Genomic DNA, 21,502 nt, shown 5'->3' with positions numbered 1-21,502 from the left:
AGCTCTCTCCCTTATTTCAGTTTTTTAATCCAAATAAAAAACTTCCTTTAGATCTATCGAAACAGGACTGAAATCCGAATTTGTTTTCATTAAGGGCGCCATCGTTTTCCACCATCTCCGGCAAACTTCCGTGTCCGCCATCTTTCTCCATTTCCCTTCATCCTCTATTTCTAAATATGCAAAAAGCCGGCCTGTTTCCTCATCTAGAAAAATGGAATAATGGTGGGCTCCATGAGCTTTGAGTGCTTCTGCCATCTCAGGCCAAATGTCATCATGCCGCTGCTTGTATTCTTCGTACTTGTCTTGATGGACAAACATGATACTGGCTTTTCTTTTCAAGCTTTGTCACCTCTTCATTATTTAGATAGCGCTTTCAAAACAGTTTGCTGAAATGACTGAATGATCGTGCTTCTGTCAATGTCTTTGGGTGTAAACACTTTGATCGGAAAGGAATTTCTGACGACTTGCCGGGCTTCTTTCATGTCTTTGACTTCTTTGGCAGCAATCATTTGCATCAGCAGATTTCCTATGGCGGTTGCCTCTACTGGTCCTGCGTATACCGCTTTTCCGCTCATGTCTGCCGTTAATTGATTTAAGAAATCGTTCCGGGCTCCGCCGCCGATGATATGAAACTGATCGATCGTTTTTTCTGTGATCGTTTCGAGTTCTTTGATGGCTATCGCATAGATGATGGCTAAATTGCTGTAGATGCAGCAGGCAAGTTCGCCTGCAGCGCGGGGAATCTTTTGGCGGGTTTCTCTGCAATAATGCTGTATTTCCATTATCATGTTTTCTGGATTGAGGAAGCGTTTATCATTTAAGTTTATAAATTGCTGGAATGGTTCTGTTTTTTCGGCTTCTTCTGCAAGCTGCTGGAAAGAGTAATCTGCTTGTAACTGCTGTCTTACTTCTTGTATCACCCACATGCCGATAATGTTTTTGAGAAAGCGAATGGTGTTGTTTGCGCCGCGTTCATTTGTATAGTTGTTTTTCAAAGCCAGATCAGTTATTATCGGTGTTTTGTTTTCAACACCGATTAACGACCATGTTCCGCTGCTGATATACGCCCAGCCATCACTTACACCAGGCGCCGCGATGACGGCCGAGGCCGTATCATGTGTTGCGACTGTCATCACCTTGCACGCCGGGAGATCATAATCCGGGAACCAGTCATTTCTTAGCTTCCCGAGCTCATACCCCGGTTCAGTCAACGGGGCAAATTGCTGTTCGTAAACAGACACGGCTTCAAGCAATTCAGGATCAAACTTTCCCGTTGAGACGTTTAAAAGCTGTGTTGTGGACGCATTCGTGATTTCTGTTACAGCTTTTCCGGTTAAACAATAGCCTAAATAATCAGGAACCATCACAATTTTATCTGTCTTTTTCAGCAGCTCACGGTCTTCTTCATACAATTGATAGATCGTGTTGAAAGGCTGAAATTGTATTCCTGTTTTTTGATAAATTTTAGCCTTCGAGAGGGTATGCTCCAGTTTGTCTATTGTATGATCTGTTCTTCTATCACGATAGGATATTGCTTCGCGCAATCGATTTCCTTTTTCATCCAGCAAGACGTAATCAACTGCCCATGTATCGATGCCAACGGTGCAGTGTTCATATCCAAGCGTTTTTACTTTTTGCAGTCCTTGCAGGATTTGTTTTAGCAGATGATCAATATTCCAAAAGCAATGCCCGTCTCTTTGACTAAAACCGTTAGCAAATCTGTGAATCTCTTGTATGTCAAGCTTCCCTTCCTTTAGTTCACCTACCATGATTCTCCCGCTTGATGCGCCTATATCAATGGCAGTATAAATCATTCTTTCACCCTCTCTTCGGAAGAGGAACAGCTGTCACTTTCACCTTTTTGTCCTCAAGAGCTTTTACCGATGCTGGATCAAGTCCAGAATCTGTAATAACGCGGCTGACATCTTGCAGCGAGGCGATATGTGAAAACTCGCGGTTCCCCCATTTGCTTGAATCGGCCATCAAAATGGTCTGGTCCGACCTTTCAATCATCCGTTTTTTGAGCAGCGCCTGCCACTCATTTGAGTCACTCATCCCGTTGTTTACATCAAATCCCTTACATGACAGAAAGGTTTTATTGACATGATAGGTCTCAAGTGAACGTTCTGCTAACGGGCCGGCAAATGATAATGATTTTTCCAGCAAAATGCCGCCTGTTGAAATGACTGATATGTTTTTTTTATTGCTGAATTCAATGGCTGCTTTCATTGAATTTGTAATCACGGTGAGCTCAATGTCAGGGAGTATTTTCGCCATGTACCAGGCGGTTGTGCTTGCATCGAGAATAATTCGGTCTCCGCTTTTTACATATTTGGCCGCTTCGTGAGCAATGGCTTTTTTTTCGATGACATTTGTGATTTCCCGTTCAGAAAAATGAATTTCTGATTCCTTCTGCTGAATACTGACCGCTCCTCCATGACTCCGGCTCAGTTTATGTTCTTTTTCAAGCTTTTCAAGATCACGCCGAATGGTTTCCTCTGTAACTGAAAATATGTCACTTAATTCGGCAACGCGGATGCTTGAACGCGCATTCACTATTTCCACTATTTTTTGCTGCCGTTCTGCTACTAGCATCAGTAACGCCCTTCCTCATATCGTAGTCCATCTTATATTTTTTATCATAGCATATTTCTAACGCGTAAAAGCAACAGGGACGCCGCCGTCTACCGTAATCATGCAGCCCGTTGTTTTTTCGGCTTTAGAAGAAGCGAAAAATGCAATGGCTTCGGCAATATCCTCCGGGTAAATATTGACGAGCAATGCAGTCCGTTTCCGGTAATGTTCTTCCAGCTGATCCGGTTCAATCCCGTACGCCGCGGCTCGTTCCTCGCGCCAGCTTGAACCCCAGATTGCCGATCCTTGAAGAACCGCGTCCGGCAAAACGGAGTTGACCCTAATGCCGAATTCTCCGCCTTCTGCAGCAATGCATCTTGCTAAATGGGTTTCAAGCGCCTTAACCGAGCTGTAGGCAGAGGCGTTTTTCCCCGCATAAACCGAATTTTTCGATCCGACAAATACCATGCTTCCGCCTCTATTTTGCTGTTTCATCTGTTTAAACGCTTCACGGGCTACAAGGAAATAGCCTGTTCCTAAAACATTCATATTAAGATTCCATTCTTTTAGACTTGTTTCGTCAAATGGGCTTGATGTGGCCAGCCCGGCATTATTGATGACGATATCAATGCCGCCGTAAGCTAGTGCCGCTTGTTCAAAAGCTGACTGTACGTCTTTTTCCTTTGTCACATCCATTTTGATAGCCATTGCACGCCCTTCTCCGTACGCATCGTTTATTTCCCCGGCAATTTTCTGTGCACCTTCTATATTCAGATCAGCTGCGATTACGTGCCCTCCCTCAGCTGCAAATCGGCGGCATGCTGCACTGCCGATTCCGCCAGCCCCTCCGGTTATCAGCGCTACTTTACGGGAAAATTCTGCTTCCGGCGGGGCAAGCGTAAGTTTATATAGTTCGAGCGGCCAATATTCGACATGGTAGGATTCATTTTCATTTAAAGAAACAAATTGCCCCAGAGCTGTTGCTCCTTTCATAACGGCGATGGCCCTCCGATATAAGGCCCCGCTTACTTTAGACATGGTATAGCTTTTTCCTGTATTCACCGTTCCGATTCCAGGAATCAATATCACCCGCGGAGCGGATTCAAAGATTTGATCCCCATCCTGCTGATTGCGTGTAAAGTAAGCCTGATACTCTGACGTAAAGCGCTCGACTCCTGACTTGATCAGATCCGCAAGCTTGTGAACATCTTGAGTTTCCGGATTCCAATCAATGTACAGCGGAACCCTTTTTGTGTGAACAAGGTGATCCGGGCATGCCGCACCGATTTGCGAAAGTGCTGGCGCTTGAACACTGTTTACAAATTCCAAGACGTCGTCATGATCATCATAGGAAAGGATCTGTTTCTTTTCTTCACTTACAGTTCCTCTGATCACAGGCATGATCTCAGCCAATATTTGTTTTCTGCGATCTTCCGGCAGCGGCTGATATCTTTTGCCTCCGAATACCTCATGCTGATTGATACGGTCGTTAATATACTGCTCGGCTTCTTGAATGATGGATATCGTTTTTTGATAACATGTTTCAGTCGTCTCTCCCCAAGTGACTAAGCCATGTTTCTCCATTAACACAAGCTCGGCGTGAGGGTTGTTCGCTACGCCTTCAGCGATTATTTTAGACAAAGCAAATCCAGGGCGGACGTATGGCACCCATACAAACCGGTTTCCGTAAATGTCTTCAGCGACCTGTTTTCCATTATCTGCGCAGCATATGCTGATAATCGCATCTGGATGGGTATGGTCAACATGCTTGTATGGCAGAAAAGCGTGTAATAGTGTTTCAATTGAAGGGCGGGGATGTTTGCTGTCAATCATACAATGAGACAGGTAATCTACCATTTCTTCATCTGACATTTTGTCCCTTTCAATCAGCGGGCGGATATCATCTAATTTCAAACCGGTAAAGTTATGCGCTTTCATTGTTGCCAAATCTGAACCGCTTCCTTTTACCCACATGACTTCTATTTCACGGCCTCTAAAATCCTTTTCCATTGTTTTCATAGATGTATTCCCCCCGCCCCAGTTGCAAACAGTGCGGTCTGACCCGATCAAATTGGACCTGTACACCAGTTCCTCTACACCTTTAGGCAGCTTTGCAGCTCGGTCTGAATCCCATATATGCTTCACCATATTTGATATTCCTCCATACCCTTTTATTTGTATCCGTTTTCATTATATATTATCTTCGTTTGTTTTTGAATTATTTTTGTTTATTTTTGTTTTCATTAAAAAAAAAGAAAGCAGCAGAATATGCCGCTTTCTCGTTTCATTATGATTCAATTTTAAATTTTTTCGTAATGTCCTGAAGTTCTTCCGCCATGTTTGCCAACGTTTCCGCTGAAGAGCTGATTTCTTCCATGGACGCAAGCTGTTCTTCCGCCGAAGCTGCGATATCCTGAATGCCTGCTGAGCTTTCTTTCGCCACTGCAGAAATGTCTTCAACAGCACTTGACACTTCATGTGATCCGGCTGATAGTTGTTCAACCGTCGCGTTCAAGTTTTGCAATTCGCCGGAAATTTGGGTTGTCATTTCATAGATCTGTTTAAAGCTTTCCGCTGTTTTGTCAGTAATCTGCAAGCCTTCCTTCACTTCATGATTCACAGATTGGAACATCGAAAGGGAAGTGCTGATTTCTCTGACAATCTCTTGGATTAATCCTTCAATTTCCTTGGCGGAGTCTGCTGATTGCACGGCAAGTTTTCTGACCTCTTCCGCAACTACTGAGAAGCCTCTTCCGTATTCTCCCGCTCTTGCCGCCTCAATCGCAGCATTTAATGCCAGCAGGTTGGTTTGATCAGCGATGCCATTAATCACATTCAAGATGCTGTTGATGTCTTGCGATTTTGTTTCAAGGCCCTTCACAACCGCTTCCGCTTGTTGAACGGATTGGTCGATTGTTTTCATTTGGCCGACTGTGTGTTCCACCAGTTTCTCGCCGCTGCCCGCTGCCTCAGAGGACTGAATCGATGATTTCGTAATGGTTGAAGAGGCTTGTGCCACTTTTGAAATCCCGTGATTCATTTGAGAAAGGTGGTTTGAACTTGTTTCCAGTTTCTCGCTTTGCGCCTCGTTGCCATCTGAGAACTGTTCGATGGCGAGTGTAATATGTTCAGTTGCCTTACTCGTTTGGGCCGCGCTTGCCGTCAGTTCCTCAGAAGATGAGGCGACGTTTTCGACAGACGTTTGAATAACGCCGATTACAGAACGCAATGATGCAGACATTTCATTAAAGCTCTCGCCAAGCTGGCCAAACTCGTTTTTCGAGTGAATATCAATGACTTCTGTGAGATCACCGCTGCTGATTTTTGCAGACGTTATGACAAGTTTTCTTAATGGCTTGGTGATGGCACGAATAATATAGAGTATGAGTATGCCGCCGATTACAATAGACACGCATAGAATGATAACCGCAGTGTTCAGTACCGGGCTTGAAGCATCTTGCAATTCACTGACAAAATAAGTGCCCGCGATTTTCCAGCCAGTTAATTTATTTGTCGTAAAGGCCATTTTCTTTTCTTTGCCTTCGAATGTATATTCAAAGGAGCCGTCATTTTTGGAATATACTTGGTTTGTCCAATCGCCGGAGCCGGTTGTCCCAGGCTTAATCGTCGGATGGGCGATATATTTTTTGTTGCCTGTCGTAATAAATGCATAGCCTTCTTTACCGATTTTGATTCTCTGTGATGCAGTAAGCACCTCATCCAGGTTTAAATCAAGCGCTATAACCCCTGACCCGTCTTGTAATTGTTTTGAAATTGTGACAACGGTATTCCCTGTTGCTTCATCAGTATACGGTTCTGAGAAAACAGCCTGTCCTTTTTCCGCAACGGCCTGTTTGTACCAGTCACGTCCTGTCGGATCGAAGCCTTTCGGAACACCGCTGTCCGGATATTTGTAAAGCTTCTTATCTCCTGAAGCAGCATAGATCGCGCCTACATCGTCGTTAAGTGTCGTGTACTGCTTAAATTTCTCTTTCAGTAAGGTTTTGTTTTTGCCTAGCAATAGGTCTTTATCGATTGTCTCACTATAATAATCTATTGCTTTCACTTTATTATTCAATTTGTTTTGCAGGGTGCTATTGAGTTCTTCAACGTTTCCCACTGCACTATTGGTTAGTTCCCTGTCCAGTGCGTTCCAAGCTGATTGATAACTGAAATATGCTAGAACCCCAACCGGCAAAATAAGCACTGCCAGAAACGCAGCGATTAGCGGTTTGCTGATCGATGGCTGTTTGATCCATTGTATGAATTTTCCCATTCCTGTTGACTCCTCCTTTAAGCTAAATCTAATATCGTCAACTAGGATAAAAGGTTTAATAAAAAAACTAAAAAAAACACCCAAGCGCAACATGCTTGGGTGTTAAGGCTTATTATTCGATTTTGAATCGGTTAGTCATATCGCGAAGCTCTTCCGCCATAGACGAAAGGGTTTCTGCAGACGAGCTGATTTCTTCCATGGAAGCAAGCTGCTCTTCAGCTGACGCAGCGATATCTTGAATATGTGCTGAGCTTTCTTTGGAAATCGATGCAATATGCTCAGACGCTCCCGATACTTCCTCGGAGCTGGCAGAAAGCTGCTGAACCGTCGCACTCATATTTTGCAGTTCGCCGGCGATTTGGTTCGTCATTTCAGAAATGCGCTTAAAGCTCATTTCTGTTTTATCTGTGATATCAAGTCCTGTCTGCACCTCTTGATTGACAGACTGGAACATGCCGAGAGATGTATTAATTTCCTTCACAATTTCGATGATTAATCCTTCAATCTCTTTTGCTGAATCTGCTGACTGTACTGCCAGTTTTCTTACTTCTTCCGCTACAACAGAGAAGCCTCGGCCGTACTCGCCTGCACGGGCTGCTTCAATTGCCGCATTTAAAGCAAGCAGGTTTGTCTGGTCTGCGATGCCGTTAATCACACGCAAAATGTTTGTAATGTCTTTCGATTTCGTTTCCAATCCGCGTACAACTTGCTCCGCTTCTTTAACGGACTTGTCAATGACGTTCATTTGGCCGACGGTTTGGTGAACAAGCTTGCCGCCTTCACTTGCAATTTCTGTCGATTGAACAGATGAATCTGTGATGACTTCAGAAGCTTGAGCCATATTCGTCAACCCGTCATTCATTTGATAAATATGCTCTGCTGCCGTTTCAATATTTTCGTTTTGTTTTTCATTGCCGTTAGAAAATTGTTCAATCGCCAATTTAATATGCTCTGTTGCCTTGCTCGTTTGCGCAGCTGATGCGGTCAGCTCCTCAGAGGAAGCAGCAACATTGTCTACCGAATCCTGGATGGCGTGTATGAGAGAACGAAGTGACGACGCCATATTGTTAAAGCTTTTGCCGAGCTCGCCCAATTCATCTTTTGAACGAATATCAATGGTTTCTGTCAAATCTCCCTCGCTGATCCGCTTAGAGGAACCGACAAGCTGTTTCAGCGGTGTTGTAATCGACCGAATGATCAAAGTCATGACGATAATTCCTATGATAATAGCTGCGGCCAAGACAATTAAAGCAAGGTGAAGAACAGGCTGGGCCGCCTCGTGGATTTCGTCTAAATACATGGTGCCGCCGATCTTCCATCCCGTTAACTTGTTTGTATCAAAGGCCATTTTTTTCTTATCGCCGTCCATGGTGTATTGAAAATCGCCTTTATCAGCATTCAGCATCTTATCAAGCCAGTCGCCTTTTAATTCAGTTCCTGATTTTTCATTTGGATGAGCGACAACTTTTTTGTCCTTCGTCATGATAAATGCATAGCCTTGTGTGCCGATGTTGACTTTTTTGGTTGTTTTCAACAGATTTTCAATGGTCATGTTGATTGCGATAACGCCTGAACCATCTTTTGTCTGCTGGGCGATTGTCACAACCATCGTATTTGTAGACGCGGTTTTATAAGGATCTGTCACAACGACTTTTCCTTTATTCGCAACCGCTTTTTTGTACCAGTCGCGTTCAACCGGATTGTAGCCGCTCGGCATCGGGAGATCCGGGTAACGGGTAAATCGCCCGTTTTCGTCACTAGTATAAATGGACTCTACATCTTTATTAATGCTGATATATTGTGAGAATTTCTCTTCAATGCTTGCATTGCTTTTTGCTTTATATCTCTCTTTTGTCAGCCATTCGCTGAAGTAAGCAGCGCTGTTTTCTTTTTCGCCGATGCTGGTGTTAATGATTTCGTTTAATTGCTGTACATTTTCTAATGCGCTCCCCATCATCTGTCTGTCGAGCGAGCTGCTAGCCGATTGATACGCAAAGATCGCCAATATGACAACCGGTATGATGAGGATCGACAGAAAGGAAACGAGAAGCTTCCGTGTAATTGATCTTTGTTTTATGAGTTGGAGTATTTTTTTCATCATTCATTTCTCCTTTTTTATGCTACCCTTCATATCGGCTGGAAATGGGTAAATATATACAGCAAAAAAGAAGAAATTCAACAAAAGTAACTAAATTCCCATAAATAGATAGTCTTTTAGACCTATTCTTTATCTGCATCTACCTTAAATCGTTTTGTCAGATCACGGAGTTCTTCAGACATTCTTTCAAGCGTCAGTGCTGATGAGCTGATCTCCTCCATGGATGCCAGCTGTTCCTCAGCTGAAGCGGCGATATCTTGGATACCGTCCGAGCTTGCCTTAGAAATGGCTGTGATATCATTTGAAGCTGCGGAAATTTCTTGTGCTCCCGCCGACAGCTCCTCAACCGTCGCATTCATGTTTTGCAGCTCGGAAGCAATCTGATTGGTCATTTGCGAGATATGTTTGAAGCTCTGCTTTGTTTCGTCCGTCATGACAAGCCCTGTTTCAACTTCTTTGTTTACGGACTGAAGCACGTTCAATGATGTGTGGACTTCTTTTACTATTTCACTGATCAGCGATTCAATTTCTTTTGCCGAGTCAGCCGACTGTACCGCGAGCTTTCTCACTTCCTCAGCGACGACTGAGAAGCCCCGGCCATATTCACCCGCTCTGGCAGCTTCAATAGCGGCATTTAAGGCCAAAAGATTGGTTTGATCCGCAATACCGTTGATAACACGCAAAATATTTGTGATATCCTTTGATTTGATCTCCAGCCCTTTCACCACTTGTTCCGCTGCTTTTACAGAATGGTCAATTGTGTTCATTTGGCCGGCTGTTTTCTGGACGAGTGTCTCCCCTTTACTTGACACTTCGGTTGAATCTGCTGATGTCTCTGTAATCACTGCGGCCGCCCGCGCCAGCTCTGCCAATCCGTCATTCATTTCATTAATTTGTTCAGTTGTCGTTTCTATTTTCTCGCTTTGGCTTTCGCTCCCGTTTGAAAATTGCTCGATAGCCATCGTAATGTGCTCAGTGGCTTTGCTTGTCTGGTCTGCCGATGCAGTCAGCTCTTCGGACGATGAGGCAACGTGTTCTACTGAGTCTTTGATTCCGTGAATGAGCGAGCGAAGCGAGTGTGCCATATGATTGAAGCTCTCGCTCAGAACGCCGAGTTCATCTTTTGAATTGATTTCAATCGTTTCGGTTAGATCACCTTCACTAATTTTTTCAGCGGATGCGACAATGCGTCTCAATGGCTTTGTGATGGATCGAATCACAAAATAAATCGCCGTCATTCCAGCTCCGATAGCAATCGCCAGAACGATTGAAGCCATGATCAGAACCCTGCTTGCAGCATCGTGAATCTCGTTTGCATACATCGTGCCGCTGATTTTCCAGCCTGTTGTTTCGCTTGTTGCAAATGCCATTTTTTTCTTTTTGCCTTTGTACGTATATTCAAAGTCCCCGCTTTTATCCTTGTAGAGCTTATCAACCCAGTCCCCTTTTAGCTCTGTTCCCGCTTTTTCTCCGGAGTAGGCGATGACTTTCTTGTTTTGGTTCAAAATAAAAGCATAGCCTTCTTTTCCGATATTGATTCCTTTCGCGGTAGTGACTAAGTCATCAATTTTCATATCAATGGCGACAACGCCTGATCCATCCACTGTTTGACGGGCGATGGTGACGACCATTTTTCCTGATGAAATCGATTCATAAGGCTCAGTGACAATTGTTTTGCCTTTATTGGCCATTGCTTCTTTGTACCAATCTCTTTCCAAAGCATTAAAGTCACTTGGCATGTCAGCGTACGGATAACGTGTGAATTCCCCGTCTTTGCTGCTGGAAAATACCGCAGCGACATTATCATTCATTTGGATAAATTGTTTAAATTCCTGTTTCAGCTCTGTTTTCTTTTTATCCTGAAACTTATCTGCCGTCGCCCAATCGCTAAAATACGCGAGGCTCTTTTCAGTCGTTCTGATTTTATCATCAATAATGTGATCTAATATTTGAACATTTTCCTTGGCGCTTTGCGTCATCTGTACATCAAGTGAGGAAACTGCTGATTGATAAGCGCTTACCGAAAGGGCGGTTATCGGGACAATTAAGATCAGCAGGAAAGAAATGATAAGTCTCCTTGCAATTGATGATCTGCGAATAGTGGTAAGTGTTTTTTTCATTTCCTTTTGAACCTTCTTTCAATAATTTACAAATTATATCGACATATCTTCCTTTAAATTACATTGAAAATAGAGGAAAAAATGAAAAATAGTTCAAAACTCACCGAATAAACTAGGACTTTGTTAATGTTTTCTGCATAAAAAAACAGCGCCTTCATCAGCGCTGTTTTTCGGCTTTACTCAATTTTAAATTGTTTCGTCAGATCGCGAAGCTCTTCTGCCATCTGCGCAAGAGTGGTTGCTGATGAACTGATTTCCTCCATGGAAGCAAGCTGTTCCTCAGCTGATGCGGCAATGTCCTGGATGCTTGCCGAGCTTTCTTTCGACACGTCTGCAATGCCGCTGACTGCTGCTGAAACGTGCTGTGAACGGCCTGACAGCTGCTCGACGGTGGAATTCATCGTCTGCAGCTTGCCCGCGATTTCGTTTGTCATGCTGAAAATGCTCTTGAAGCTTTCTTTTGTATTGTCTGTGACAACAAGTCCGGATTGCACTTCTTGATTAACCTCTTTAAACATGTGAAGGGAGGTTTCAATCTCTGCGACGATTTCTTGGATCAGCTTTTCGATTTCTTTTGCTGAATCGGCTGATTGAACAGCCAGCTTGCGCACTTCCTCCGCTACGACAGAGAAACCGCGGCCTGACTCTCCGGCACGCGCCGCTTCAATAGCCGCGTTTAGTGCAAGCAAATTTGTTTGGTCAGCGATGCCGTTGATGACTCTCAAAATGCTTGTAATGTCTTTTGATTTTCCTTCTAAGCCTTTGACTACAGCTTCAGCCTGCTGAACAGATTGATTAATCGAGTTCATTTGGCCGACTGTCTGCTGCACAAACTTTTCACCTGTTCCGGCGATTTCCGTTGATTGGATAGACGCCTTTGTAATATCTGACGATGTTTGCGAGACTTGCTGGAGTCCTTCATTCATTAAGTTCAACTGATGAGAGCTGGATTCAACCTTTTCGCTTTGCTCTTCGTTTCCGTTTGAGAACTGCTCAATCGCCATCGTAATATGCTCGGTGGCTTTACTCGTCTGTCCGGCAGATGCGGTAAGCTGTTCGGAAGATGCGGCCACATTGTTCACCGAGTCCTGAATTGCGCTGATTAGAGAGCGGAGGGATTGTCCCATTTCGTTGAAGCTTTCTCCTAGCTCCCCTAGCTCATCCTTTGAATGAATTTCGATCGTTTCGGTCAGATCCCCTCTGCTGATCGTTTTCGATGATTGAACAAGACGTTTTAACGGTTTTGTAATCGAACGAACAATAAACAGAATTAAAATCCCGCCTGCCACAATGGAGGCAATCAGCACGATCATGCCCGTTACCAGCACAGACTTTGAGGCATCCTTAATTTCATCCATATACATAGTGCCGGCTATTTTCCAACCAGTCAGTTCATTTGTAGTATAGGTCAGCTTTTTATCTTCGTTATTCAGAGTGTACTTGAGCTCACCGCTGTCATTCGCATACATTTTGGCTACCCAGTCGCCTGACAGCTTTTCTCCAGCCTTATGGTTCTTGTGTGCGACGTAGGTTTTGTTTTTTGTTGCAATGAAAGCATAGCCTTCTTTTCCGACCTTGATTTGTTTCATCTGTTCTAACAATTTATCAATGGTAATATCCATGGCGACAACGCCTGATCCGTCCTTCAGCTCTTGTGCAATGGTAATGACCATGCTTCCGTCACTCGCAGCCACGTAAGGATCTGTCACGACAATTTCACCGCCGGCCTTCATCGCATCCTGGTACCAGGGGCGTTGTCTAGGGTCGTATCCGTCCGGCAATGTCTCTTTTGGCGCTTGTACGTAAGTGCCGTTATCTGCGCCTCCATAAATTCTGGCTACGCCTTGATTAATAGATACGTATTGTGAAAATTTAGCTTTGATCTCTTCTTGATTCGATTTTCCTTTGAATGCGGATCTTTTAAGAGATTCACTGAAAAAGGTAACTGCTTTCGCTTTTTCTCCCAGATCATTTGTAACGGTTGTATTAAATGTATCGACACTGTTTTTCGCATTCCCCATCATTTCCTCATCCAGCTTTCCGCTGGCGCTTCGGTAAGAACTAAATTCTAATATCAGAATAGGGATAATGAGAATCGCAATAAATGAGACGATTAATTTCTTTGAAATAGACGGTTTCTTCAGCCAATTGATAAAAGTCTTCATGTCTACTTGCTCCTTCAGGTTTGATACAGTATATATCGGCTGCTTAAAAAAGTTTTAAAATAAAAAATGGAAGAAGTTCTTTTTGGCAGTCTTCAGTCTTTTTAGCTTTCATTGCCCAAGCCCTTTGCATATCTTATAAAAAACAAGGGGGGCTAATCATGATTATTGTATCAGGACAATTGCTCCGTCCCCAGGATATTGAAAATTGGCAGATTGATCAAAATCTGAATCCGCTCTTAAAAGAAATGATTGAGACGCCTGTTCAGTTCGATTATCATTCAATTGCTGAACTGATGTTTGAGCTGAAACTGCGGATGAATATTGTCGCAGCGGCAAAGACACTGCACAAAAGCGGGGCGAAGTTTGCCACTTTTTTGAAAACATACGGAAATACAGCGTATTGGAGGGTTTCACCAGAGGGCGCCTTGGAGCTGAAATACAGAATGCCGCCTTCAAAAGCGATTCGGGACATTGCAGAGAACGGCCCTTTTTACGCATTTGAATGCGCAACCGCAATCGTTGTTATTTATTACTTGGCCTTAATCGATACAATCGGGGAAGACAAATTCGATGCCAGCTTTGACAGAATTATTTTATATGATTGGCATTATGAGAAACTGCCGATATATACAGAAACAGGACATCATTTTTTCCTTGGTGATTGTTTGTATTTTAAGAATCCTGAATTTGATCCGCAAAAAGCCCAATGGAGAGGCGAAAATGTGATTTTACTGGGGGAGGATAAATATTTTGCCCATGGTCTTGGAATCTTAAACGGACAGCAAATTATTGATAAGCTGAATTCATTTAGGAGAAGAGGAGCCTTACAGTCAGCCTATCTTCTGTCTCAGGCGACCAGACTGGATGTTCCGTCTCTTTTCCGCATCGTCCGCTAAAAAGCCCCATCGCCTATTTTCGGGACGATGGGGTTTCAAATGCCTTCCGTTTTCGATAGAAAGGGGCTGTGCCTAAATATTGGTTCGCAGCCCACTCCATTTTTTCAAGGTCATTTCTTGTCACGATTGGATCTAGGCTGCTCCATTTGATAAAGCGGACAAAATAGTAGCCTTTGATTGGAGCCATTGTAACTTTTGAGTGAGGCCAGCCTTCAAATACAAACTCAATTTTCCCTCTTTTTTTATAAGAGTATTGAAGAATGTTCATATCTGTCACCTCAGTTTTATCAAGTTACATTCGCAAAACAGTGTCTTCACGTCAGCAGGCCCGTAAAGCATCCGTGTCTGCTCCCTTCAATTTTTTAAATCTAAAACTGGATTTGCTTTTTGAGATGCCGGGACTGAGATATTCGAATGTCAAGCGCGCCTTCATTACGTGAGACGAGCCCGCCGGCTTACGGCGCTTATGTCAGCGAAAATGTTTCGTCATAAAAAACAACCTGCTACCCCATGATTTTGATATAACATGTCCGGGTGCGAGGGCCATCAAATTCGCAGAAATAAATGCCCTGCCACGTTCCAAGAATGAGCCGGCCGTTTTCCACAATGACATGCTGTGAAGCGCCGACCGTACTCGACTTCATGTGTGCAGCTGTATTGCCCTCCATATGGCGGTCCAGCTCATGTTCCCACGGATATACCTCATCAAACCTTCTGAGCATATCTTTTTTGACGTCCGGGTCGGCATTTTCATTAATTGTAATGCCCGCCGTCGTATGCGGACAGTAAATCAGCGCTGCGCCGCTCGTTACACCTGTTTCTTGAAGAAACGCATCCACCTCACGGGTGATATCAATCATTTCATCTCGTTTGGAAGTCTTGATTTGCAGTGTTTTCAGCATTTGTTTCTCCTTTCGTTTGTCCGCTCTATTTGCTTAATTCGTTCTGTGTTCTTTTTTTCCTGTTAAACCGCTCTCATAAACCTGATAAAACAAAAAACTCCAGTCTAAGGCTGGAGTTTAGCGCCATAGATATATTCTTGCCTCATACGGCTTTAAGAGTATTGATGTCATATGCTTATGCGGCTCTGTTTCAATATTTGACAAGACAAGGGCGTCTGATGACAATGGCAATCCAGAGTGCTTGAATAACACCGGTGTTCTTGTCAGATTGGCTGCAATCAGTGCAGTGTGGCTCTCGTTTTTTCGAAGATATGCAAAGATTTGCTGATCTTCCGGTAAAATGAGCTCGTATGTCCCGTTGATAAAAACATCATATGTTTGGCGCAGCTTGATCAAGCTTTTGTAAAAATGGTAAACGGATGTATTATCGTTTTTTTGCGCCTCAGCATTCAGCCATTTGTAATTCTCATTGACTCCGATCCACGGCTTGGCCTCAGAAAATCCGGCGTATGGATCTGCGTTCCATTGCATCGGCGTTCGTGAATTGTCTCTTCCCTTTTTCCAGATAACCTTCATCGCGTCCTCGTGTGATGCGCCTTTCGCTGTTTTTGTTTCATACAGGCGTTTCATTGCGACATCATCATAGTCCTCAATAGACGGAAATGCCACGTTCGTCATTCCGAGTTCCTGTCCTTGATAAATAAACGGCGTGCCTTTCATAAGAAAGTAAACAGCAGCCAGCGCTTTTGCACTTTCTTTCAGGTACACTCCGTCGTCTCCCCACACAGAAACTGAACGGGGCTGGTCGTGATTCTCCATAAACAAAGCATTCCAGCCAATTCCTTCAAGACTGTCCTGCCAGTCAGTTAAAATTCGTTTAAATGAGGCGATATCAATGCTTTCATCAATCTCTACATCCCAAAGGCCAAGATGCTCAAATTGAAAAATCATGTTGAATATGCCGTTTTTTTCTCCAGCCCAATCAGCAGCTTCCTTTACAGAGACGCCGTTTGCCTCGCCGACCGTCATAATCGGATAGCGGGAAAATGTGTTTTCCTTCAGCTCTGTTAACAAATCCATAATGCCGTCAGCATTCATATGATAAGGAAAGGAAGGAACATAGTCCAGTCCCTTTGGATTCGGCATGTCGGGAAGCCCTTCTTTTTTCTTAATATGCGTAATGGCATCCACCCGAAATCCGTCAATTCCTTTATCAAGCCACCAATTGATCATGTTATAAACGGCATTCCTCACCTTTTCATTTTCCCAATTCAAATCAGGCTGTTTTTTATCAAAAAGGTGAAGATAGTACTGGCCTGTCTTTTGATCATACTCCCAAGCCGGCCCGCCGAAAATGCTTTCCCAATTGTTCGGTGCTTTTCCGTTTTTGCCGTCTTTCCAAATATACCAGTCGCGCTTTTCCGAGTGTATAGATGAACGGGATTCTATGAACCATGGATGTTCGTCGCTTGTATGGTTCACAACGAGATCCATAATCAGCTTCATGCCCAGATCATGAATGTCACCAAGAAGCTCGTCAAAATCTGTCATGGTGCCAAAATCGCTTAATATGTTTTGATAATCTCTAATATCATAGCCATTATCGGCATTCGGTGAATCATACAGGGGGCAAATCCAAAGGACGTCAGCGCCCAGCTCTTTTATGTAAGAAAGTTTAGATCTGATTCCTTGAATATCCCCGATTCCGTCGCCATTTGAATCTTTAAAACTGCGGGGATAAATTTGGTAAACAACCGCTTCCTTCCACCAAGCCTTTTTCATACAGCCACTCCTTCCCAGTGTACCGGTCTTATATATCCTATGTAGAAAAAAGGCTTCACAGCATTGCTTTTTAAGAAATGACTTGATCACACAAAAAACAGCCGTTCGTTCCCGGCTGTTTTTTATCAAAAATCGGTTTTTTTTATTTCGACAAAACGGATGTGATGATCTTCGGCGTCGAGGATTGTAAATTCACAGCCTTCCGCGTGTATGACGTCTCCTGCTTTCAGCTCCATTTTTTGCGTTAAGAGCCAGCCTGCAATCGTATCAATCTCTTCATTTTCAATCGCAATGTCGAGCAGGTCATTTACTTCGTCTATTAACGCCTTTCCATCCATCACATAATGGTGTTCGCCCTTTTTCAGGATGTGCGGTGTTTCATCCTGATCATACTCATCGCGAATTTCCCCGACGATTTCCTCGATAATATCCTCGACAGTGACAAGCCCCGCCGTTCCCCCATATTCATCCACGAGAATCGCCATGTGAATCCGCTCCTTCTGCATGCGGATTAACAGCTGCTGAACAGGAATGCTTTCAATGACCCTGATAACGGGCCTCATGATTTGCTCCAGCTTTATCGGCTGGCCGAGAAAATAAGCTTTAAACATATCTTTGCTGTTGATGATCCCTAAAATATGATCCTTGTCATCTTTGATGACAGGGTAGCGTGTATATCGTTCATTAATGATGTGATGAATCGCCTCTTCAAGCGACTGCTCAAGAGAGATGACGGCAATTTCCGTCCGCGGAATCATAATCTCTCTCGCTACCCGGTTGTCGAATTCAAAAATTTTATTTACATAGCGGAATTCAGACTGATTGATTTCTCCCTTTTCATAGCTTTCTGAAAGAATCAGCCTTAGTTCCTCTTCGCTGATGACAACCTCATGCTCCTTTACTGAATGAAAGCCAAACAATTTCACAAGAAAGCTTGCAGAGCCGTTTAATGCCTTAATAAACGGGTACGTGATTTTATAAAACCAGATGAGCGGCTTTGCAATCCATAAGCTTACAGCTTCAGCTTTTTGAATAGAAACCGTTTTCGGGGCAAGCTCCCCCATCACCACATGCAAAAAAGTGACGATAATAAATGCAACTACAAATGTGACAATGTGATTAAACGGTTCCGGCATGCCTGTCATTGTAAATAAGGGATGAAGAAAACGTTCAAATGTAGGTTCACCTAACCATCCAAGGCCGAGTGCTGTAATCGTAATCCCGAGCTGGCAGGCTGATAAATACTCGTCAAGATTGGAGATGATTTTATGTGCGGCCAGCGCCCGGCTGTCACCGCTTTCGATGAGCTGATTGATTTTTGAACCTCTGATTTTGACGATCGCAAATTCCGCTGCAACGAAAACAGCCGTAACGCCAATCAAAACAAAAATGGCGATCAATTGTAAAATAAGCAAAAAAAGCCCTTACCATAAATGGTAAGGGGCCACCTCCTTAACGTTAATTCTCATCACGACCGTTTAAGAAGATCATCACAAAACGAAGAAGTTCAAACAGGGAAACCAGGGCGGCGGCCACATACGTTAAGGCAGCAGCGCTCAGCACTTTATTTACCCCATTTTCTTCATTGTTTCGGATGAATCCTTCTGACACAATAATCTGCTTCGCGCGTGAGCTTGCATTGAATTCGACAGGCAATGTAATCAGCTGGAAAAAGACAGCCGCTGAAAATAATATGATGCCAAGCCCGATCAAATTCAAGCTTCCGAGAAGCATGCCTCCTAAGAAAAGCAAAGGGGCTACACCGGATGCAAAATTCACGACTGGGAAGATTTTATGTCTTATCACAAGCGCACCATATGACTCCTGATGCTGCAAGGCATGTCCGACTTCATGGGAAGCTACGGATATGGCGGAAATTGAGCGGCCGTAATAGACCGGCTCAGATAAACGCACCACCCGTCTTGTCGGGTCGTAATGGTCTGTTAAAGTGCCTCTTACCGGTTCGACCGGCACGTCGTAAAGACCGTTTATATCTAAAATCCGTCTTGCTGTTTCTGCCCCTGTACGTCCGCTTGAGGCTTCCACTTTTGAATATTTTTCAAAGTTGCTCTTCACTTTAAATTGTGCCCAAAACGACAATCCCAATGCGGCTATTGTTAAAAATATAAACAGCATTTTTCATCATCCTTTTTCCATGATCATTTCTCTATTACGATTATTTTAATGAGTTTTCTTTCCCGTGTACAGAAATGCGCTTTTTCTTCCGGCTCGGAGCACACAATCCAATCAGCAAAAAGAACAGACCTGCTGAAAACAAATACAAGGCGAAACTGCCGGCCAGTTCTTTCAAAAAATGAAACCATGAGAAGCTGCCGGAAAAGTGATTATATGAGTTTAAATCGAAAATAAACAAAATCACCGCGGATGCCGCCAGCTGCGTACCGATCAAAACCACGATCGTTCTTTGAAAGATCGTCATCTTTTTCATCCTTTTTGTTTTAGTTTATGGAGAAATCCGTTTTTATATGTTTTGTTCATTTTTTGAAAAACATCATCGGAAGTGGGACATACTGTTAGAAAAAAGCACGGGTGTGATGGAAGCTATGAAAGTGACGAGTGAGGAAAAGGAACAGCTGAGCACAGCAATCGACCGGATGAACGAAGGATTGGACGCGTTTATTCAGCTTTATAATGAATCAGAAATTGATGAGCCGCTTATTCAGCTTGATGATGATACAGCCGAGTTAATGAAGCAGGCCCGAGATATGTACGGCCAGGAAAAGCTAAATGAGAAATTAAATACAATCATTAAACAAATTTTATCCATTTCAGTATCTGAAGAAGGAGAAAAAGAATGAAATCAAATCGGATATTTATTTCATGGCTTAGATGGCCGTTATTTATCCGAATCGGGGTTATTATTTTATGTCTGATTCTTTTGTTCGGCCAAATCATTTATATACTTGAGCCGAAGCAGTTTACTTCGGTATTTGAAGGCATTTGGTGGGCTGTCGTTACGGTTTCGACAGTCGGTTATGGAGACTATGTGCCGCACACGCCGCTGGGTCAGGCAGCTGGAATTCTGCTGATTTTGAGCGGCGCAAGCTTTGTCACTGCATATTTCGCAACGTTATCAGCGGCCGCATTCAGCAGACAGCACCGCTATATCGAAGGAAAAGTTGCTTACAAAGGCCGGGGCCACATCATTCTGATCGGGTGGAATGAAAAAACAAACCGGCTTTTGAAGGACCTTCAGCTTGCGGCCCCTTCCAAAACAGTCGTGCTAATCGATGAATCTTTAACAGAAGGCCCGCTGATCGAAAACGTCCATTTCATACGCGGGCACGCTGCCGATGATGGGACACTGAAACGGGCCAATATTACTGAAGCGGAATCAGTGATGATTACTGCCGATCAGTATAAAAGTGAAACTGATGCTGATATGCTGTCAGTGCTGACTCTTTTATCTGTTAAAGGGCTTAATCCCCTTGCTTACTGCATCGTCGAGATTTTGACTGACCGTTTTGTCACCAATGCGGAGCGGGCAGGCGCAAACCAAATCATCGGAACATCAGAGTTTATCAGCCGGGCGATGCTGCAGCATTACCAAGTCAAATTACGGCCGCCGAAACAGCAGAACGGTATTAAGCTGCCGCTTGACCAGCATGTAGAGCTTCTTGCTATTCCTGACGAACTAAAGGGAGCGGCTTACAAAACCTGCGTTCTCTATTTCCTGGATCACAACAAAACAATTATAGGTGTACAAAAAGAGGAGGGGCCGATGATTTCCCCTCCTCTTACATACACGGTACTCGAAACAGACCAATTCCTTGCCATCTAATGCAGCAGAACATCCTCCAATTCTTTTACGAGAGAGGCGCCGATATCCAAAAATGCCGGATCAATTTCCGCGTCCCGCCTTTCCGGTTCGGAAAATTGATTAAACAGTGATTGGAAAGGCCCTCCCTCGGCTTGATCATCAACATCCGTCTGAAACACCTGTCTCAGCATAAACGGCGTTCCGATCCGGACGGCCGCCCCGCGTTCATCGAGACTGCCCTGTACCGCATTGACAGGAATTCTCAAAAATAAATAGCCGTCTCTATCATCAATTTTATAATCAAAGTAGCCATGATCGTATTCCCAGCCGCCGTTTATCACATAACCGAGCGGCTTCATCACTTGTTCCAGTTCTTGAAGCAGAAAAGACTGCCCATCTATCGCTGAAGGTATCGGTATCATCAAAATGCCCCTTTTTTCACTTATCCTGTCCTGCCGAACAAGACTTCATTCAGAGGCGCCTACATGGAAATCGTTGTTTCTTTCGCGCGTCCAACAAAAAAGAAAGCGCATTCAATTAAGAAGTAAACAGCCATTGCCGCAGCAAGCCCTGCAGCTGAATCCCAAGACACATAAACAACCGTTGCATAGAGTCCTAATTTAGTGAAAAGAGTATGGGTTCGTTTTAAATGCAAAATCCGATGTACCGCATCGGTAAAAAGCGCAAGCGGCAAACCAGTGAGAAGAAAGGCGTGGATGAAAAAATGTGACAGCGTGCCGCCAAAGCTTGAAGAAAAATCTGTATACACTGCATTAAAGGAGATAAGGATACTCAAAAGAGCTGCAGAAAAGCCGGCAATGATGAGATGTTTAACCACTTGTTTCATGAACATCAGCACCTTTCTGATTTTATAAAAAGCCGACCGGCAATTGCCAGTCAGCTTTCTC

19 protein-coding genes and 2 pseudogenes are annotated in these 21,502 nt (G+C 43.8%); 3 read left to right on the top strand and 18 right to left on the bottom strand.

Going from position 1 to position 21,502, the window contains the following annotated elements; translation table 11 throughout:
* Positions 1-24: 24 nt before the first annotated feature.
* From rhaM to mcpB, 9 genes and pseudogenes are all read right to left on the bottom strand, one after another.
* On the bottom strand, positions 25-339 hold the full coding sequence (gene rhaM / locus QA442_RS06175; RefSeq protein WP_041521411.1) for an L-rhamnose mutarotase: 315 nt from the start codon (positions 337-339) through the stop codon (positions 25-27).
* Between the two features lie 17 nt (positions 340-356).
* A complete protein-coding gene (gene rhaB / locus QA442_RS06170; protein WP_095431784.1) occupies positions 357-1,814 on the bottom strand; it encodes a rhamnulokinase in 1,458 nt (485 codons plus the stop codon).
* A gap of 4 nt (positions 1,815-1,818) precedes the next feature.
* Positions 1,819-2,595, bottom strand: coding sequence for a rhamnose catabolism operon transcriptional regulator RhaR (rhaR, locus tag QA442_RS06165; RefSeq protein WP_095431785.1), 777 nt, complete (start codon positions 2,593-2,595; stop codon positions 1,819-1,821).
* 57 nt (positions 2,596-2,652) lie between these two features.
* On the bottom strand, positions 2,653-4,722 hold the full coding sequence (locus QA442_RS06160; protein ID WP_095431786.1) for a bifunctional aldolase/short-chain dehydrogenase: 2,070 nt from the start codon (positions 4,720-4,722) through the stop codon (positions 2,653-2,655).
* Positions 4,723-4,861: 139 nt separating this feature from the next.
* On the bottom strand, positions 4,862-6,850 hold the full coding sequence (locus tag QA442_RS06155) for a methyl-accepting chemotaxis protein (protein WP_071582503.1): 1,989 nt from the start codon (positions 6,848-6,850) through the stop codon (positions 4,862-4,864).
* 112 nt (positions 6,851-6,962) lie between these two features.
* The gene (locus QA442_RS22200) at positions 6,963-7,913 is read right to left on the bottom strand and encodes a methyl-accepting chemotaxis protein (RefSeq protein ID WP_423856556.1); all 951 of its coding nucleotides are present in this window, start codon (positions 7,911-7,913) and stop codon (positions 6,963-6,965) included.
* A 42-nt stretch (positions 7,914-7,955) separates the two neighbouring features.
* Positions 7,956-8,804, bottom strand: a pseudogene (mcpA, locus tag QA442_RS22195) (methyl-accepting chemotaxis protein); the annotation flags it as partial.
* A gap of 266 nt (positions 8,805-9,070) precedes the next feature.
* Positions 9,071-11,068 carry a methyl-accepting chemotaxis protein TlpA gene (gene tlpA, locus QA442_RS06145; RefSeq protein WP_095431787.1) on the bottom strand — a complete coding sequence of 666 codons (1,998 nt, stop codon included), beginning with the start codon at positions 11,066-11,068 and terminating at the stop codon, positions 9,071-9,073.
* A 176-nt stretch (positions 11,069-11,244) separates the two neighbouring features.
* On the bottom strand, positions 11,245-13,233 hold the full coding sequence (gene mcpB, locus QA442_RS06140; RefSeq protein ID WP_095431788.1) for a methyl-accepting chemotaxis protein McpB: 1,989 nt from the start codon (positions 13,231-13,233) through the stop codon (positions 11,245-11,247).
* Between the two features lie 158 nt (positions 13,234-13,391).
* Here mcpB and QA442_RS06135 point away from each other — a divergent pair, with 158 nt between their 5' ends.
* Positions 13,392-14,129: a protein-glutamine gamma-glutamyltransferase gene (locus QA442_RS06135; protein WP_014665152.1), complete on the top strand. Its 738-nt coding sequence runs from the start codon at positions 13,392-13,394 to the stop codon at positions 14,127-14,129.
* A 13-nt stretch (positions 14,130-14,142) separates the two neighbouring features.
* Here the strand turns inward: QA442_RS06135 and QA442_RS06130 are convergent, their stop codons facing one another.
* The 7 genes and pseudogenes from QA442_RS06130 to QA442_RS06100 form a co-directional block, all read right to left on the bottom strand.
* Positions 14,143-14,397, bottom strand: a complete 255-nt coding sequence (locus tag QA442_RS06130) for a hypothetical protein (RefSeq protein ID WP_014665153.1) — start codon at positions 14,395-14,397, stop codon at positions 14,143-14,145.
* Between the two features lie 235 nt (positions 14,398-14,632).
* Entirely contained in the window at positions 14,633-15,031 is a 399-nt protein-coding gene (locus QA442_RS06125; protein WP_014665154.1) for a secondary thiamine-phosphate synthase enzyme YjbQ, read from the bottom strand.
* Positions 14,991-15,124 (bottom strand): annotated as a pseudogene (locus QA442_RS06120) (hypothetical protein). Before QA442_RS06120 ends, QA442_RS06125 begins: the two are co-directional and overlap by 41 nt.
* A 24-nt stretch (positions 15,125-15,148) precedes the next feature.
* Positions 15,149-16,813, bottom strand: coding sequence for a glycoside hydrolase family 13 protein (locus tag QA442_RS06115; RefSeq protein ID WP_095431789.1), 1,665 nt, complete (start codon positions 16,811-16,813; stop codon positions 15,149-15,151).
* Between the two features lie 125 nt (positions 16,814-16,938).
* Complete coding sequence (locus QA442_RS06110) at positions 16,939-18,228, bottom strand: hemolysin family protein (protein WP_095431790.1); 1,290 nt, start codon at positions 18,226-18,228, stop codon at positions 16,939-16,941.
* A 43-nt stretch (positions 18,229-18,271) separates the two neighbouring features.
* Complete coding sequence (locus QA442_RS06105) at positions 18,272-18,949, bottom strand: zinc metallopeptidase (protein WP_014477803.1); 678 nt, start codon at positions 18,947-18,949, stop codon at positions 18,272-18,274.
* A 40-nt stretch (positions 18,950-18,989) separates the two neighbouring features.
* Positions 18,990-19,253: a YuzI family membrane protein gene (locus tag QA442_RS06100; RefSeq protein WP_095431791.1), complete on the bottom strand. Its 264-nt coding sequence runs from the start codon at positions 19,251-19,253 to the stop codon at positions 18,990-18,992.
* A gap of 46 nt (positions 19,254-19,299) precedes the next feature.
* Here QA442_RS06100 and mstX point away from each other — a divergent pair, with 46 nt between their 5' ends.
* Both mstX and kbfO read left to right on the top strand, forming a co-directional pair.
* Positions 19,300-19,632 carry a biofilm formation protein MstX gene (mstX, locus tag QA442_RS06095; RefSeq protein ID WP_014665158.1) on the top strand — a complete coding sequence of 111 codons (333 nt, stop codon included), beginning with the start codon at positions 19,300-19,302 and terminating at the stop codon, positions 19,630-19,632.
* Entirely contained in the window at positions 19,629-20,615 is a 987-nt protein-coding gene (gene kbfO, locus QA442_RS06090) for a potassium channel protein KbfO (protein WP_095431792.1), read from the top strand. Before mstX ends, kbfO begins: the two co-directional genes overlap by 4 nt.
* Here the strand turns inward: kbfO and QA442_RS06085 are convergent.
* A complete protein-coding gene (locus QA442_RS06085) occupies positions 20,612-21,016 on the bottom strand; it encodes a YugN-like family protein (protein ID WP_069150206.1) in 405 nt (134 codons plus the stop codon). The genes kbfO and QA442_RS06085 overlap by 4 nt on opposite strands.
* A gap of 59 nt (positions 21,017-21,075) precedes the next feature.
* Positions 21,076-21,447, bottom strand: a complete 372-nt coding sequence (locus QA442_RS06080; protein ID WP_095432019.1) for a hypothetical protein — start codon at positions 21,445-21,447, stop codon at positions 21,076-21,078.
* Between the last annotated feature and the right edge of the window lie 55 nt (positions 21,448-21,502).

Source organism: Bacillus stercoris (assembly GCF_029772985.1).
In the GTDB taxonomy this organism is placed as follows: Bacteria; Bacillota; Bacilli; order Bacillales; family Bacillaceae; genus Bacillus; species Bacillus stercoris.
Note: the sequence above shows the minus strand (reverse complement) of the source record. Positions and strands in the feature narration are given on the sequence as shown.

Bases quoted from the DNA above. Each gene is read 5' to 3' on its own strand.
- QA442_RS06135 (WP_014665152.1), top strand. From the start codon at position 13,392: ATGATTATTGTATCAGGACAATTGCTCCGTCCCCAGGATATTGAAAAT.
- rhaB (WP_095431784.1), bottom strand. From the start codon at position 1,814: ATGATTTATACTGCCATTGATATAGGCGCATCAAGCGGGAGAATCATG.
- mstX (WP_014665158.1), top strand. From the start codon at position 19,300: ATGTTTTGTTCATTTTTTGAAAAACATCATCGGAAGTGGGACATACTG.
- QA442_RS06125 (WP_014665154.1), bottom strand. From the start codon at position 15,031: ATGCTGAAAACACTGCAAATCAAGACTTCCAAACGAGATGAAATGATT.
- kbfO (WP_095431792.1), top strand. From the start codon at position 19,629: ATGAAATCAAATCGGATATTTATTTCATGGCTTAGATGGCCGTTATTT.
- QA442_RS06115 (WP_095431789.1), bottom strand. From the start codon at position 16,813: ATGAAAAAGGCTTGGTGGAAGGAAGCGGTTGTTTACCAAATTTATCCC.
- QA442_RS06105 (WP_014477803.1), bottom strand. From the start codon at position 18,949: ATGCTGTTTATATTTTTAACAATAGCCGCATTGGGATTGTCGTTTTGG.
- mcpB (WP_095431788.1), bottom strand. From the start codon at position 13,233: ATGAAGACTTTTATCAATTGGCTGAAGAAACCGTCTATTTCAAAGAAA.
- tlpA (WP_095431787.1), bottom strand. From the start codon at position 11,068: ATGAAAAAAACACTTACCACTATTCGCAGATCATCAATTGCAAGGAGA.
- QA442_RS22200 (WP_423856556.1), bottom strand. From the start codon at position 7,913: ATGGCGTCGTCACTTCGTTCTCTCATACACGCCATCCAGGATTCGGTA.
- QA442_RS06130 (WP_014665153.1), bottom strand. From the start codon at position 14,397: ATGAACATTCTTCAATACTCTTATAAAAAAAGAGGGAAAATTGAGTTT.
- QA442_RS06155 (WP_071582503.1), bottom strand. From the start codon at position 6,850: ATGGGAAAATTCATACAATGGATCAAACAGCCATCGATCAGCAAACCG.
- QA442_RS06080 (WP_095432019.1), bottom strand. From the start codon at position 21,447: ATGTTCATGAAACAAGTGGTTAAACATCTCATCATTGCCGGCTTTTCT.
- QA442_RS06100 (WP_095431791.1), bottom strand. From the start codon at position 19,253: ATGACGATCTTTCAAAGAACGATCGTGGTTTTGATCGGTACGCAGCTG.
- QA442_RS06160 (WP_095431786.1), bottom strand. From the start codon at position 4,722: ATGGTGAAGCATATATGGGATTCAGACCGAGCTGCAAAGCTGCCTAAA.
- rhaR (WP_095431785.1), bottom strand. From the start codon at position 2,595: ATGCTAGTAGCAGAACGGCAGCAAAAAATAGTGGAAATAGTGAATGCG.
- QA442_RS06085 (WP_069150206.1), bottom strand. From the start codon at position 21,016: ATGATACCGATACCTTCAGCGATAGATGGGCAGTCTTTTCTGCTTCAA.